We start from the raw sequence: 14,168 nt of genomic DNA, 5'->3' as shown, positions 1-14,168 counted from the left end.
TCTTTTCGAGTAAAGACCTGCTGGTATTTCGGATTCACCGTGGCGGTAGGAATGCTGGACGACCTGGTTGGCAAGATCCTCGACAAGATTTCGGGCACCAGTCTGTTGGCGACCGGGCTTTTGCTGCTGACGGCCCTTGTCAGCGCGCTCGTGGCCTATTGGCGCACGGTCGAGGAGAAGAGCTGGAAGGAATTTTTCGAGTTCGTCGTCCCCCATGAGGTCATCACCCATCCCTCCGCGAAGGCCGACCTGCTGTTCTGGATCACCAGGAAGGCCCTGATGCCTTTCCTGATGCTGCCCGCCGGAATTGTCTTCGTCACGGCGGTGGGCTACGGGACCAACTGGCTGTTTTCGACACTGTTCCAGTTTCAGCCGCCTCTGATCGAGGGGCCGGCAGGACCGGTGACGGTGCTGATCTTCACCATCAGCATGCTGCTCGCCTACGACATTTCCTATTATCTCTATCACGTCGCCCAGCACCGCTACCCCCTGCTTTGGGAACTGCACAAGGTGCATCACTCGGCCGAGGTGCTGGTCGGGATCACCAAGGACCGGGTCCATCCGCTCGACGAGTTGATGAACCGAGCCTGGGACGGGCTCATCGTGGGGCTGTGCTTCGGCATTTGGTCGCTGATTTCGCTGAACCTTGTCGAACTGACCGTCTTTGGCATCAACGTCTATGTCATGCGGAACATCCTGATGATGGATTTCGTCAGGCACACGCATTTCAAGATCTCGTTCGGCCCGCTCAACAATTTGATCCTGTGTCCTCATTGGCACCAGCTGCATCACAGCGTCGATCCGCGCCACTACGACAAGAATTTCGGGCTGCTCTTCTCGTTCTGGGACCGGCTCTTCGGAACATTGTGCGTGCCGAGGCCCGACGAGGACTTCAAGTTCGGACTGGTCGACCGCGATGTGCGCGACTACCAGTCGCTCGCCGGCCTTTATGTCATGCCGCTGAAGCGGATGTGGGGCCATGTTGCCAGGCGCATCCGGCCTGGAAAGCGACAGCCACGGACCGAGCGACCATCGGAAGGGACACGGCCATGAACGCTCCCGTCACGCTCTCCATCCCGCGGACACGCACCTTCGAAATCGTGACATCGGCGGTGCGCCTGGCCGAGATCGCACCGGCCTGGAGCGCGCTCTGGCAGCGGGCTGGCGGGCTTGTCTTCCAGCATCCCGACTGGATCGCGGCCTGGTGGCGCACCACCCCGCATCAGGAGCGGCGCGCCCTCAGGATTGGGCTTGCCTGGAACGGCGACCGGCTCGAGGGCGTGATAGCGCTCGCGACCTTCAGGCGCTCCGGCATCCGCATGCTCGAATGGGCGGCGAAGGATCACAGTGACTATGGCGACGCGCTGGTTGCACCCGACAGCGACCCGCAGGCGATCTCCCGCCTTTGGCAGCATGTCTTCGATCAGGGCGGCTTCGACCTGATCTACCTCAACCGTCTGCTGCCGGATGCCGGGGTTCATGCCCTGCTGCACCCGGCCCATGGCAAAGCGCTTCGGCCCAACCACCGCGGTGAAATCAGCTATCGTGTCACTGGTCCCTGGCAGAGTGGGGCGGAATGGTTCGAGACGTTGTCGAAAAAGGGCCGGCAGAACTATCGTCGTGGCCGCAAGTTCATGGAAGAGAGCGGCGCATTGCGTTTCCGCCTCCTGGATGCGGATGACCCGCGCGAGCCGGTGCTCGAGCGGGTCGCGACGCTGAAGCGGCTCTGGCTCGTTCGGCATGGCCGCGCTTCGGATCTGTTCGATGAGGGCTCGCCGGTTCTCGCTGCGCTTATTTCCGTGCTGGCCGACCTCGGGCTGTTGCGCATTTTCGTGCTGGAGCTTGACGACACGATCATCGCGGTCTCGATCAACTTCGAGCAGCACGGCACGATGATGGCTTTCGTCACCACCTACGATCCCGAACACGAGCGCGCCTCGCCGGGTATGGTGCTGATGATGGACTATATCCAGTGGTCGCTCGACCGTGGCCTTGCCACGATTGATTTTCTCTGCGGCGGCGAGGATTTCAAGCGCCGCTTCGCCACGCAATCAGTCGCGCTGTCGTCGATGATGGGTGCGCGCGGCTTGCGCGGTCATCTCGCCGCACTGGCCGATCATGTGGACCATGTTTCGAAGTCCTGGAAGACCCGGCGGCAGCCGAAAGCCGACGCGGTGCCTGACGAATAGCGCCACGATCGTCGTTTGCGTCGTGTGCTTTGGCGACGCTCAAAGCGCGCGAACGGCTTCCAGAACGGCCTCGGCATGGCCCTTGACCCGGACCTTGCGCCAGATGTTGGCGATCCGTCCGTCACGGCCGATCAAGAATGTCGCGCGCTCGACGCCCATGTATTTGCGGCCATACATCGATTTCTCGACCCACAGGCGGTAGGCCTCGATCACCTTGCGCTCCTCGTCGGCGGCAAGATCGATGGTTAGATCGTATTTCGATTTGAACTTGTCGTGTTTCTTGGCGCTGTCGGGCGACAGGCCGATGACGACAGCGCCGGCCTTCTCGAATTCCGGCTTCAGCCGCGAGAAGCTGATCGCCTCTTGCGTGCAGCTTGTCGTGTCATCCTGAGGATAGAAATAGAGCACGACTGGCTTGCCGGCGGATGCGGCCAGGCTGAGCGATCCGCCGCCGTCCCGCGGCAGATCGAATTGCGGCGCGGGATCGCCTACTTCGAGGTCAGCCATATCGATGCCCTTGTTTGAGGTTACGCGCGAAGCCACACCGATATAGTGTCGACCGGGGATTCGTCCACGAGCGAGTTTGTACAACGGAAGATTGCGTGGATCAGGAGCAACCGCAGCACGAGAAGATCCGGTTCAGGCGGGACGAAATCACCGACCTGGGCGCCCTGCCGTCCGCGTGCCGCGTCCCGCCTCTTGGCCAGGCGGCGATCGGCCGCGGCTTTCGCATCCTTTCGCGCGTGTTTGCCGGCGTGGTCGCGTTCATGCTACTGGCCGCGACGGCGGTCTATCTCATCGGCCTTTCCGGCATTGGTTCTGACCGGCTGCGCGTCGAGGCGGAGAGCGCCATCGAGAGGCTGGCGGGCGTCGACGTCAATGTCGCTGTCGGGCCCGCCCGCATCACGCTCGACAGTTCGAGCTTCGTGGCGCTGCAGGTGAGCGATGTCAGCCTGAAGACATCGGACGGCAAACCCATGGCCGATGCCGGGCGTGTGCGCTTCGGCATCCGCCTGGTGCCGCTTTTGTGGGGCGAGGTGCGGCTGACCAGCGCCAGGATCTCCGATGCCCGCATCGTCATGGCGGCGATGCCGTCCGGCGGCGACTGGACGGCGGCACTGCGCAACGAGAACGGCCTCGTCGATCCGGAGAAGCTGTCGGACGCGGTGTTCGGCTACATCCATCGTGCGCTCGACGCCGTGCGGGAAGATTCGATGCGCCGGATCGATCTCAGCAATGTCGAGTTCGTGTTGCCCGACGCTGGATCGATCAAGCTGGTCAAGATCGCCGACGCCACCGTGGTTCAGTCGGGGCCGGGCGGCATGGAGTTCACCTCCGACGCCGACATCGACGGCAGGACAGTCACCGTTGTAGCTTCCGCCACCCGTAACATCGCGGCGCACCGGGTGACGGCGGTGGATGCCAACATCAATCTGGCGGATGCCGGCGCCACCGCCGCCGGCTCCGGCAAGCTTGGTGCCGTCGCGCTGAAGTTGACAGGATCGGAAGGGTCAGGTGCCACCGCATCACGCTTGACCGCCGCCCTTTCGTCCACCGGGTCCGTGCTGGATCTTGGCACACGCGGGCTGCTGCCGGCGGATGCCGATCTCAATGCGACGCTTGTCTATGGCTCCAACAAGATCCAGGTGGACAGGCTGCTCTTGAAAACCGGCAGGTCTTCATTCGATTTCGGCGGCTCGATCGGGCCAAAACCAGCAACCGGGGTGGCTGGTGAGGAACCCTCCTACCGTTACGATCTGACCAGCGACGGTTCGACCTTGGCGCCATCGGAATCGCCTGAGCCCGCGCTGATGTTCCTGGCGCGCATCGCCGGCGTCTACCAGCCGCAAAGCCATAAACTGGTGGCCGAGCAGATCGCGGTTCGGTCCGCCGGGAGCAGCGAGGTGCTTGGCACCGCGGCTGTGGAATTCGTCGAGGGCAAGGCTCCCGGGATCAATCTGGCGCTCAACATCCATGACATGCCGGTCTCGCACGTCAAACAGCTGTGGCCGTGGTTTTCGGCGCGCAATGCGCGGCTCTGGGTGCTGAACAATCTGTTCGGCGGCCGCGTGGTCGACGCCAGCCTCCAGTTCCAGGTGGTGCCGGATCGCCTCGGCAATGGCGTGCCGCTTTCCGCGGACGAGGTCTTCGGCCGTTTCCAGATCGAAGGCGCGCGTTTCGACACTGCCGGCCGCATCCCACCGATCCGCGACGCGGTGGGCGTGGTCGGATTCCACGGCAACGACGTCGACGTTTCCTTGTCGTCGGGCACCGTCTTCATGCCGAGCGGCCGCACGGTGGCGGCCAGCAATGGCACGCTGACGGTCAAGGCCGCCAACCGTCCGCCGGTCATCGGCGCACTTGACATCGATGTCGAGGGGGAGGCGCCGGCCGTGGCCGAGCTTGCCTCCTACGAACCGATCAACGCCATGCGCCATGTCGGCATCCTGCCTGAGGATCTTTCCGGCAGCGTCACCGGCCACGTCAAGGCGGATATTCCGCTGCAGTCGGGCGTCGATACGGCGAAGCTCAATTGGCTGGTGTCGCTCGACTACACCGGCCTGTCCCTGGCCAAGCCGTTCGAGGGGCAGGCCGTGACGGACGCGGACGGCTCGATCACGGTCGACCCGCAAAAGGCTGTCATTTCGGCCAAGGCATCGCTGAACGGCATTCCGGCCGAACTCGATCTCGTCGAGCCGTTAACGGATGACGGGCCGGCGCGCAGTCGCAAAGTCGCCCTGGTGCTCGACGACAAGATCCGCGCCGCCGCCATGCCCGGCCTGACGCCGCTGCTTGGTGGAACGGTGAAGGTCGCGATCGACAAGAGCGGCAGCGGCAACCAGAACGTTTCGGTCGACCTGACCAATGCCAGGCTGGACATTCCCTGGGCCGGCTGGAGCAAGGGGGCGGGGGTTCCCGCCAGCGCCACCTTCGTCATGACCAAGGCCGGCGACACCACGACGCTGTCCGACTTCGACCTCGGTGGCAAGACATTCTCCATCGATGGCGGCATCGTGCTGGTCAACGGCGCGCTGTCGTCGGCCAAGTTCAGCAGGGTCACCCTGAACCGGGGCGATGATGTTTCCGTGTCGGTGAAGCGATCGGGCAAGGGCTATGCGGTCGGCATCAATGGCAATGCGCTTGATGCTCGTTCGTTGATCAAGCAGTTCACGTCCGATGTGGACACCGCGACCAAAACGACAGGAACAGACAATATTTCAGTCAGTGCGGACGTCAATCAGCTCACCGGTTTCCACGACGAGCAGCTCTCCAACCTGAAGCTCGACTACAGTGCGGCCGGTTCGCGGGTGAACGGACTGAAGGTCAGCGCGACGGCGAGTTCGGGTGCCGCCATCGCCATCAGCAACACCACCGGCGACGGCAGGCGTTCGCTCAATGTGCAGTCGGCGGACGCCGGCGCCATCCTGCGGTTCCTCAACATCTATGAGCACATGGAAGGCGGATCAATCACGCTGGCGCTGACCGGGGCCAGCGACGGGCCGATGAAGGGCAAGGTCGACACCAGCAACTTCTTCATCGTCAACGAACCCAAGCTCGCCTCCATCGTCTCGACCACGCCGGCCGGCGACAGCCGCAGCCTCAACCAGGCGGTGAAGGGCAAGCTCGACACGTCGCGGGTGAAGTTCGAGCGCGGATATGCCGAAATCGACAAGGGCAGCGGCTATCTGCGGCTGACCAATGGCGTGCTGCGCGGCCCGCGTATCGGCACGACCTTCCAGGGCATCCTCTACGACCAGAACAACAATATGGATATGACCGGCACCTTCATGCCTGCCTACGGTCTCAACCGCATCTTTGGCGAATTGCCCATCGTCGGCGCGCTTCTGGGCAATGGCCGCGACCGCGGCCTGATCGGCGTCACCTACCGCCTCAGGGGCAATGCCAACAAGCCGGTGCTCGACGTCAATCCGCTGTCGGTGATCGCGCCGGGGATATTCAGGTCGATCTTCGAGTATCGCTAGAGCGAAACGGTTTTCTGCCCGCAATTGCCTCAAGACACATAGTTGGAGCCGTTTCCGGGAAACGGCTCCAAGGGCCTTAGGCCGGCCTGACCAGGATGTGTTTTTTCCTGCCCAATGAAAGCTTTATGACGTTTTCCGGACTCAAATCCTGAAGCGTCACCAGCCGGCGGTCGTCGCTGACCGCCTGGTCGTTCAGGCGCACGGCGCCGCCCTGGATGTGCCGCCGTGCCTCGCCATTGGATGATGCCAGCCCGGCGCTGACCAATAGCGACAGGATGCCGACACCGGCTTCGAGCGCGGCCTTGTCCGCCTCGACGGCCGGCAAAGTGTCGGCGAGAGCGCCTTCCTCGAAAGTCTTTCGCGCCGTCTCGCTGGCCTGTTCGGCGGCCGCGCGGCCATGCAGATGGGCGGTAATCTCGGTCGCGAGGATCTTCTTTGCCTCGTTGATCTCGGAGCCGCCCAGCCGCTCGAGCCGTGCGACCTCGTCCAGCGGCAATGTGGTGTAGAGTTTCAGGAACCGGGCAACGTCGGCATCCTCGGTGTTGCGCCAGTACTGCCAGAACTCGTAAGGGCTCAGCATCTGCGGATCGAGCCAGACCGCACCCGACGCCGACTTGCCCATCTTGGCGCCGGACGAGGTGGTCAGCAGCGGCGTGGTCAGCGCATAGAGTTGCGCATCTTCCATACGGCGGCCGAGATCGATGCCGTTGATGATGTTGCCCCATTGGTCGGAGCCGCCCATCTGCAGGCGGCAGCCGAGGCGCTTGTAGAGTTCGACGAAATCATAGGCCTGCAGGATCATGTAGTTGAATTCGAGGAACGAAAGCGATTGCTCGCGATCGAGCCGCAACTTGACGGAATCGAACGCAAGCATGCGGTTGACGGAAAAGTGCCGGCCGACATCACGCAGGAAATTGACGTAGTTGATCTCCATCAGCCAGTCGGCATTGTTGACCATGACCGCGTCGTTCGGACCACTGCCGAATTTGAGGTAGGGCATGAAGTTGCGGCGGATGCCGGCAAGATTGCCGTCGATGTCTTGCGGCGTGAGCAGCTTGCGCGCCTCGTCCTTGAAGGAGGGGTCGCCGATCATCGAGGTGCCGCCGCCCATCAGCGCGATCGGCCGATGGCCGGTCTGCTGCAGCCAGTGCAGCATCATGATCTGGATCAGCGAGCCGGCATGCAGGCTCCTGGCGGTGGCGTCGAAGCCGATATAGGCCGTCACCGTCTCCTTGGCGAAGAGTTGATCGAGACCGGCATCATCCGAGGTCTGGTGGATGAAACCGCGCTCGCTCATCGTGCGCAGGAAATCGGATTTGAAGGCAGGCATGGTTTTTTCCCGAAAGCGTGTGCCCGTCCAGCGCGAGCAATGTGAACGCGCGCGTTTAGCACCCAAGGGCGATCAGCAAAAGTGGAATCCGGTTTTGCGGCCGGCGCGGATGGCATTTGCGAATCCTTGCCTCATCCATGCCGCTGGCGTAATGAGGCGCCGCGCAAGGGCAGCGCCCGCACGCCGCGACGGGGTCGTCCCGCAGATCAGATCCGGAAAGCTCCCGCGATGAACAGAAACTACCTCTTCCTCTTTCTGTTCAGCTTGGTCATGAGTTTCAGCGGCTTGGCGAGCCTTCCGCCGATCGACCGCGACGAGTCCCGCTTTGTCCAGGCGACCAAGCAGATGGTCGAAACCGGCGACTATATCGACATCCGCTTCCAGGATGTCTCGCGCTACAAGAAGCCGATCGGCATCTACTGGCTGCAATCGGCTGCCGTCGCATTGAGCGGCGAGGGCGCGGCCGCACCGATCTGGGTGTACCGCCTTGTCTCGATGCTCGGAATCGCGCTCGCTGTCCTGGGCATCGGCTGGACGGGCACAAAATTGTTCGGCGCCAATGCCGGCCTTGCCGCCGGCCTGATGATGGCGGCGATCTTCGCAACCGCGTTCGAGGGACGCGACGCCAAAACCGACGCCATGCTTTTGGCCTGTTGCGTGGCCGCGCAGGGCGCGCTGGCGCAAGTCTACCTGGCGTCGCGCCGCAACGAGCCGGTGGCCGGCCATCTGCCGTGGATATTCTGGTTCGCGCAAGGCGTCGGGATCCTCATCAAGGGGCCCGTGGCCCCGCTTCTGTCACTGCTGACGGCGGCCGCGCTGTTTGCTTTCGAACGCGACTGGCGCTGGCTTTTGAAGCTGAAGCTGGTGCGCGGCGTCGCGCTCGTTTTGCTCATCGTGCTGCCCTGGGTCGCTTTTATCGGCTGGAAGAGCGGCGGCGCCTTTTTTCAGGAAGCCGTCGGCAAGGATATGCTGAACAAGGTCGCCTCGGGAGAGGAATCGCACGGCCTGCCGCCCGGCTTCTACATGCTGACCTATTCCCTGTTCATGTGGCCGTTCGGCCTGATCGCGGTCGGCGCCGGCCTGCAGGCCCTCAATCGTGTGCGCGACGATTTCAGGCTGCGCTTTTGCCTGGCATGGTACATTCCGTTCTGGCTGGTGTTCGAACTCATCCCGACCAAACTGCCGCATTACGTCCTGCCGGCCTATCCCGGCATGGCGCTGCTGATCGGCTGGCTGCTGACGTTGTCGCCGCAGGATGCCAATGCGCCGCTCAAGCGCTGGCAGCAGTGGTTGTGGTGGTCGACCGCGTTCGGTCTGGTGGTGGTCAGCCTCGGGCTGGCCGCGGTTTGTATCGGGGCACCGATCTACCTTACGCACAGTTTCTCCTGGTGGAGCATTCCTGCGGCAGCGTCAGCGCTGGGCGCCGGTTATCTCGCATTCTCCAGGCAGTTGCAGGTGCCGCTGCCTCGCATTGGAGCCACCGCCGCCTGCGCGGGCATCACCTATGCCTTGCTGTTCGGGGTCATCGCGCCGTCGCTGAAGCCGATGTGGCTGAGCCCGGCGATCAGGCAAGCCGTGCTTGCCAACCAGGCATGCGACACAGCGGTGCTGGCCTCGGCGCGGTATCAGGAGCCGAGCCTGGTGTTTCTGGTCGGCACGAAAACGGTGCTCACCGATGTCGGAGGCGTGGCGGAGCACCTGCTCGCCGATCCTGCCTGTGCCTTGGGGCTGGCCCCGATCGGGGATGAGCAGAAGTTGAATGGCATGCTGTCGGTGCGAGGCAGATCGGTGAACCGCGTCGCTGAAATCGATGGCTTCAACTATTCGTCGGGAGACAAACTGTCGCTCGGCCTTTATCGTGTGGCCCAATGACGGCTGGGTCGATGACAGAGTCCAGTTTCCAATGCTCGTGAAATCACGCCCACCAGTTACCAGCTTTCCCCTCGGGATAGGACGCCGGTCCCTCGGCAATTTTCGTGACACCCTGCGGATCGCAAGGCGGCGCCTCGCCGTTCGGCCCGCTCGCTATCCAAACATCTCATGGTGGGCGTGGGGACTGGTCTGGGTCTTTCTGACGGCAGCCGCCTTTGTTCGTCTCGATAGGCCGGCGGGGGTAGCCCATGGCCAATGGTCGGCGGGTGCCGCTAGGCTTGCCGAATTCTTCACGCAGTTCGGACTGGGCGGCTGGTATCTCATCCCGTCCGCGCTTCTGCTTGTCGCGGCCAATCTGACGGATTGGCGAAGCCTTTCGCGGCGCGCGCTGATGCTGGTCTACAGTTGGACTTGTCTCGCTTTTCTGGTGCTGAGCGCCGTTGGCTTGTCGGGCCTGACCGTCAATGTCCTGAAATATGCCATTGGCAGGGCGCGCCCGCTCTACTTCCAGGATTTTGGCGTCCTTGCACTGCACCCGTTTGCCTTCGATGCGCGCTTTGCCGGCTTTCCGTCCGGCCACGCCACGACGATGGGCGCCGTCTTCGGTATCCTGCTGCTTTTGTTTCCGCGGCGTTGGTATATCGCCCTTGTGGTGACGGGCTGCATCGCCTCGACCCGGATATTCGTCGGCGCGCACTATCCAAGCGACACCGTCGCCGGCTTCGGCCTCGGCTGTGCCTTCGCGCTGGCGTGCGGACTGGTCTTTGCCAGGCTCGGTTTCATCTTCCGGCCGGCAGCTTCAGGATTGCCGGTCCGCAAATCATCGTTCCGGCTTGTTGCCCCGGAAAAATAAGTCGCTGCCGGACCGCATCGTAGCAAGCGATGTGTCGAGGAGCGGACATTGCCCGCCCGCCCATAGCCCCGCGAACACGCCTGGCCTGATGTCTTAACGCAGCCGCTTTGGCCTCGGATCGGACAATTCTCCCGCCAGCCGTCGATCGAGATAATCGGAGCATTCCTCGATCAAGAGATCGGCGTCGTTGGCGAAAAAGTGGTTGGCGCCGGGCAGGGTCTTCTGCGTGATGGTGATGCCCTTCTGCGTATGCAGCTTGTCGACCAGGCCTTGCACATCCTTCGGCGGCGCCACCTTGTCGGCGTCGCCATGAATGATCAGGCCCGAAGACGGGCAGGGCGCCAGGAAGGAAAAATCATACGTGTTGGGCTGCGGCGCGATCGAGATGAAGCCCTCGATCTCGGGCCGGCGCATCAGCAGCTGCATGCCGATCCACGAACCGAAGGAATAGCCGGCGACCCAGCAGCTCTTGGAATCCGGATGCAGCGACTGCACCCAGTCGAGTGCCGCCGCCGCGTCCGACAACTCGCCGGTGCCATGGTCGAACTCGCCCTGGCTGCGGCCGATGCCGCGAAAATTGAAGCGCAGCGTGGTGAAATCACGCTTCTGGAACATGTAAAAGAGGTCGTAGACGATCTTGTTGTTCATCGTGCCGCCGAACTGCGGGTGCGGATGCAACACGATGGCAATTGGCGCGCTCTTTTCCCGCGAGGGCTGGTAGCGTCCCTCCAGGCGGCCGGCCGGACCGGTGAAAATGACCTCAGGCATGAAATACTCCACGTGACATACAAGTGCGCGGTGCCCGGAAAACTGTTCCTCTGGCCCCGCTTCCACAGACCTTGACGCAGGGCGAGCGTCTTCATAGAAGCTAGTTTAGAATTGTTCAAAACTGGGTGGCCGAAACGCAATCGCCCGGTCGCCCTCGCCGCAAGCCGCGTAAATAGGACGGCTTGCGTTGGAATTTCAAGGAAATAACGCCATACGTCGGCGGAATGGCTTCTGACGGGAAGAACTGGACAAAAATGGCCGCGAGACGCGCCTATCTCGACTATAATGCCAGTGCGCCGCTGCTTTCAGCGGCGCGCGAGGCCATGGTCGCGGCGTTTGATGCGGCCAACCCTTCTTCGGTCCATGCCGAGGGGCGCGCCGCGCGCAGGCTCGTCGACAATGCCAGGCGCGACGTGGCGGCACTGGTCAACGGCAAGGCCGAACATGTCGTCTTCACTTCGGGTGCGACCGAGGCCGCCTCGGCGCTTCTGACGCCGGACTGGCGGATGGGGCGCGGCGCCATTCGCATGAGCCGGCTCTACGTGTGCGAGGCCGACCATCCGTGCCTGCTGAATGGCGGACGTTTCCCGGCAAGCCAGGTAACGCGGATCGGTGTCGACGCCGATGGCATCGTCAACCTCGACGCCTTGACCGCGGCGCTCGCCGGCCACGACAAGGCCGACGGTCTGCCGCTGGTGGCGATCCATGCCGCCAACAACGAAACCGGCGTCATCCAGCCGATCGATCGCATTGCCAAAATTGTCAAGGCGGAGGGCGGCATTCTTGTCGTCGATGCCGTGCAGGCCGCTGGCCGCGTCTCGATCGACATGGCGGCTGGATACGCCGACTATGCAATTCTGTCCTCACACAAGATCGGCGGCCCCAAGGGCGCCGGTGCCATCGTCGCCGCGGCCGACCTGATGATGCCGACGCCGCTGATCAATGGCGGCGGCCAGGAAAAAGGCCACCGTGGCGGCACCGAGAACCTGCCTGGCATTGCCGGGTTTGGCGCCGCTGCACGAGAAGCCCTGGCCGGACTGAAGGCCGTCGGTGCCGTGCGGCAGCGTCGCGATGAGGCCGAAGCCATCCTGAAGACGCTGGTGCCGGACGTGGAAATCTTCGGAACGGGCGCGCCAAGGCTTGCCAACACGACATTCTTCGCTATTCCCGGCGTGAAAGCCGAAACCGCCCAGATCGCCTTCGATCTGGCAGGCGTGGCGCTTTCCGCCGGATCCGCCTGCTCGTCGGGCAAGGTCGGGCCGAGCCATGTGCTGAAAGCCATGGGGCACGGCGACAGCCTTGGCGCCCTGCGCGTCTCGGTCGGTGCCGCGACCGCCGCCGAGGACATCGAACTGTTCCGCACCGCGCTGGCAAGCATTGCCGCGCGTCGGGCGGGTAGAGAGAAGGCCGCCTAGCGGTTGGAGCATCGGACCGGAAAATCCGATGCTTGAGAAAAACGGATTTGGGCCTTTCGGCCTGGTAGAGCCGTGCGTTTCATGCTGGCCGGGTGAATTTCCGGTCGAGGCGCACTATATTGAACTTACGCTGCCGCGGATGCTGCTCGGGTGTCTATTTGGCGGTGCCATAGTTTGAAAACTGTCGGGCCTTGACCCCGGCGTGGATGGAGAACGCTTATGCCTGCTGTGCAGGACACGATCGATCGGGTCCGAAAGATCGACGTCGACCAATACAAATACGGATTCCAGACCGAGATCGCCGTCGACAAGGCTCCCAAGGGCCTGAGCGAAGACATTATCCGTTTCATCTCGGCCAAGAAGGACGAACCGTCCTGGATGCTGGAATGGCGCCTCGAAGCCTATCGGCGCTGGCTGACGCTGGAAGAGCCGACCTGGGCGCGCGTCAACTACCCCAAGATCGACTTCCAGGACATCTACTATTACGCGGCGCCCAAGAGCACGCCCGGACCGACTTCGCTCAGCGACGTCGATCCTGAGATCTTGAAAGTCTACGAGAAACTCGGCATTCCGTTGAAGGAGCAGGAGATCCTCGCAGGCGTCCAGAAGACCGACGCCTCGGAGTTCGAGGAAGCCAGCGACAACGTCTACAAGTCGGGCCGCGTCGCCGTCGACGCCGTGTTCGATTCCGTGTCCGTCGTCACCACCTTCAAAAAGGAACTGGCGCAGGCCGGAGTCATCTTCTGCTCGATCTCGGAAGCTATCCGCGAGCATCCCGAACTGGTGAAGAAATATCTCGGCTCGGTCGTGCCGACCTCCGACAATTACTACGCCACACTAAATTCGGCCGTATTCACGGACGGGTCCTTCGTCTTCGTGCCGAAGGGGGTGCGCTGCCCGATGGAGCTGTCGACCTATTTCCGCATGAACGAGAAGAACACCGGACAGTTCGAGCGCACGCTGATCATCGCCGAGGAGGGGGCCTACGTCTCCTATCTCGAGGGCTGCACGGCGCCGCAACGCGACGAGAACCAGCTTCACGCCGCGGTGGTCGAACTGGTCGCGCTCGACGATGCCGAGATCAAATATTCGACCGTGCAGAACTGGTACCCCGGCGACGCCGAGGGCAAGGGCGGCATCTACAACTTCGTCACCAAGCGCGGCGACTGCCGTGGCGACCGTTCGAAGATTTCGTGGACCCAGGTCGAGACCGGCTCGGCAATCACCTGGAAGTATCCGAGCTGTATCCTGCGCGGCGACGATTCCTCGGGCGAATTCTATTCGATCGCCGTGTCGAACGGCTATCAGCAGGTCGACAGCGGCACCAAGATGATCCATCTCGGCAAGAACACGTCGAGCCGCATCATCTCCAAGGGCATCGCCGCCGGCTTCTCGCAGAACACCTATCGCGGCCAGGTCTCGGCGCACCGCAAGGCGACCAATGCCCGCAACTTCACCAACTGCGACAGCCTGCTGATCGGCGACCAGTGCGGCGCGCACACCGTGCCTTATATGGAAGCCAAGAACTCCACGGCGCAGTTCGAGCATGAGGCGACCACGTCGAAGATTTCCGAGGACCAGAAATTCTATGTCATGCAGCGCGGCATTCCCGAGGAGGAAGCCATCGCGCTGATTGTCAACGGCTTCGTCAAGGACGTCATCCAGCAACTGCCGATGGAGTTCGCCGTCGAGGCGCAGAAGCTGATCGGCATCTCGCTGGAAGGCTCGGTGGGCTGACCAGCCCAGATAAATATTCAG

The 14,168-nt window shown here is 62.8% G+C and carries 10 protein-coding genes; 7 read left to right on the top strand and 3 right to left on the bottom strand.

Annotated elements, in window-relative coordinates; genetic code table 11:
- The first annotated feature begins 51 nt into the window (after positions 1 to 51).
- Together FJ527_RS16945 and FJ527_RS16940 are read left to right on the top strand one after the other, a co-directional pair.
- Positions 52 to 1,053: a sterol desaturase family protein gene (locus FJ527_RS16945; protein WP_140823633.1), complete on the top strand. Its 1,002-nt coding sequence runs from the start codon at positions 52 to 54 to the stop codon at positions 1,051 to 1,053.
- A complete protein-coding gene (locus tag FJ527_RS16940; RefSeq protein ID WP_015318178.1) occupies positions 1,050 to 2,189 on the top strand; it encodes a GNAT family N-acetyltransferase in 1,140 nt (379 codons plus the stop codon). The genes FJ527_RS16945 and FJ527_RS16940 overlap by 4 nt, the downstream gene beginning before the upstream one ends.
- Before the next feature lie 39 nt (positions 2,190 to 2,228).
- Here FJ527_RS16940 and FJ527_RS16935 read toward each other — a convergent pair whose 3' ends face one another.
- Positions 2,229 to 2,696 (bottom strand): peroxiredoxin, encoded by a 468-nt coding sequence (locus FJ527_RS16935; RefSeq protein ID WP_140823632.1) that lies wholly within the window; start codon positions 2,694 to 2,696, stop codon positions 2,229 to 2,231.
- Positions 2,697 to 2,791: 95 nt separating this feature from the next.
- Here FJ527_RS16935 and FJ527_RS16930 point away from each other — a divergent pair, with 95 nt between their 5' ends.
- Positions 2,792 to 6,172: a DUF3971 domain-containing protein gene (locus tag FJ527_RS16930; protein WP_140823631.1), complete on the top strand. Its 3,381-nt coding sequence runs from the start codon at positions 2,792 to 2,794 to the stop codon at positions 6,170 to 6,172.
- A 76-nt stretch (positions 6,173 to 6,248) separates the two neighbouring features.
- On the opposite strand, the gene tyrS is transcribed toward FJ527_RS16930, so the two are convergent.
- On the bottom strand, positions 6,249 to 7,502 hold the full coding sequence (gene tyrS, locus FJ527_RS16925; protein ID WP_015318175.1) for a tyrosine--tRNA ligase: 1,254 nt from the start codon (positions 7,500 to 7,502) through the stop codon (positions 6,249 to 6,251).
- Positions 7,503 to 7,730: 228 nt separating this feature from the next.
- Here tyrS and FJ527_RS16920 point away from each other — a divergent pair, with 228 nt between their 5' ends.
- Together FJ527_RS16920 and FJ527_RS16915 are read left to right on the top strand one after the other, a co-directional pair.
- Positions 7,731 to 9,374: a glycosyltransferase family 39 protein gene (locus tag FJ527_RS16920; RefSeq protein ID WP_140717478.1), complete on the top strand. Its 1,644-nt coding sequence runs from the start codon at positions 7,731 to 7,733 to the stop codon at positions 9,372 to 9,374.
- A gap of 31 nt (positions 9,375 to 9,405) precedes the next feature.
- On the top strand, positions 9,406 to 10,227 hold the full coding sequence (locus tag FJ527_RS16915; RefSeq protein WP_140717476.1) for a phosphatase PAP2 family protein: 822 nt from the start codon (positions 9,406 to 9,408) through the stop codon (positions 10,225 to 10,227).
- A gap of 93 nt (positions 10,228 to 10,320) precedes the next feature.
- On the opposite strand, the gene FJ527_RS16910 is transcribed toward FJ527_RS16915, so the two are convergent.
- Positions 10,321 to 10,995, bottom strand: coding sequence for an alpha/beta hydrolase (locus tag FJ527_RS16910; RefSeq protein ID WP_015318172.1), 675 nt, complete (start codon positions 10,993 to 10,995; stop codon positions 10,321 to 10,323).
- A gap of 254 nt (positions 10,996 to 11,249) precedes the next feature.
- Here FJ527_RS16910 and FJ527_RS16905 point away from each other — a divergent pair, with 254 nt between their 5' ends.
- Together FJ527_RS16905 and sufB are read left to right on the top strand one after the other, a co-directional pair.
- On the top strand, positions 11,250 to 12,410 hold the full coding sequence (locus tag FJ527_RS16905) for a cysteine desulfurase family protein (protein ID WP_140717474.1): 1,161 nt from the start codon (positions 11,250 to 11,252) through the stop codon (positions 12,408 to 12,410).
- 219 nt (positions 12,411 to 12,629) lie between these two features.
- Positions 12,630 to 14,147 carry a Fe-S cluster assembly protein SufB gene (gene sufB / locus FJ527_RS16900; protein ID WP_015318169.1) on the top strand — a complete coding sequence of 506 codons (1,518 nt, stop codon included), beginning with the start codon at positions 12,630 to 12,632 and terminating at the stop codon, positions 14,145 to 14,147.
- Positions 14,148 to 14,168 lie beyond the last annotated feature (21 nt).

The sequence above is a fragment of the Mesorhizobium sp. B2-4-18 genome, assembly GCF_006441385.1.
Classification (GTDB): Bacteria; Pseudomonadota; Alphaproteobacteria; order Rhizobiales; family Rhizobiaceae; genus Mesorhizobium; species Mesorhizobium australicum.
Note: the sequence above shows the minus strand (reverse complement) of the source record. Positions and strands in the feature narration are given on the sequence as shown.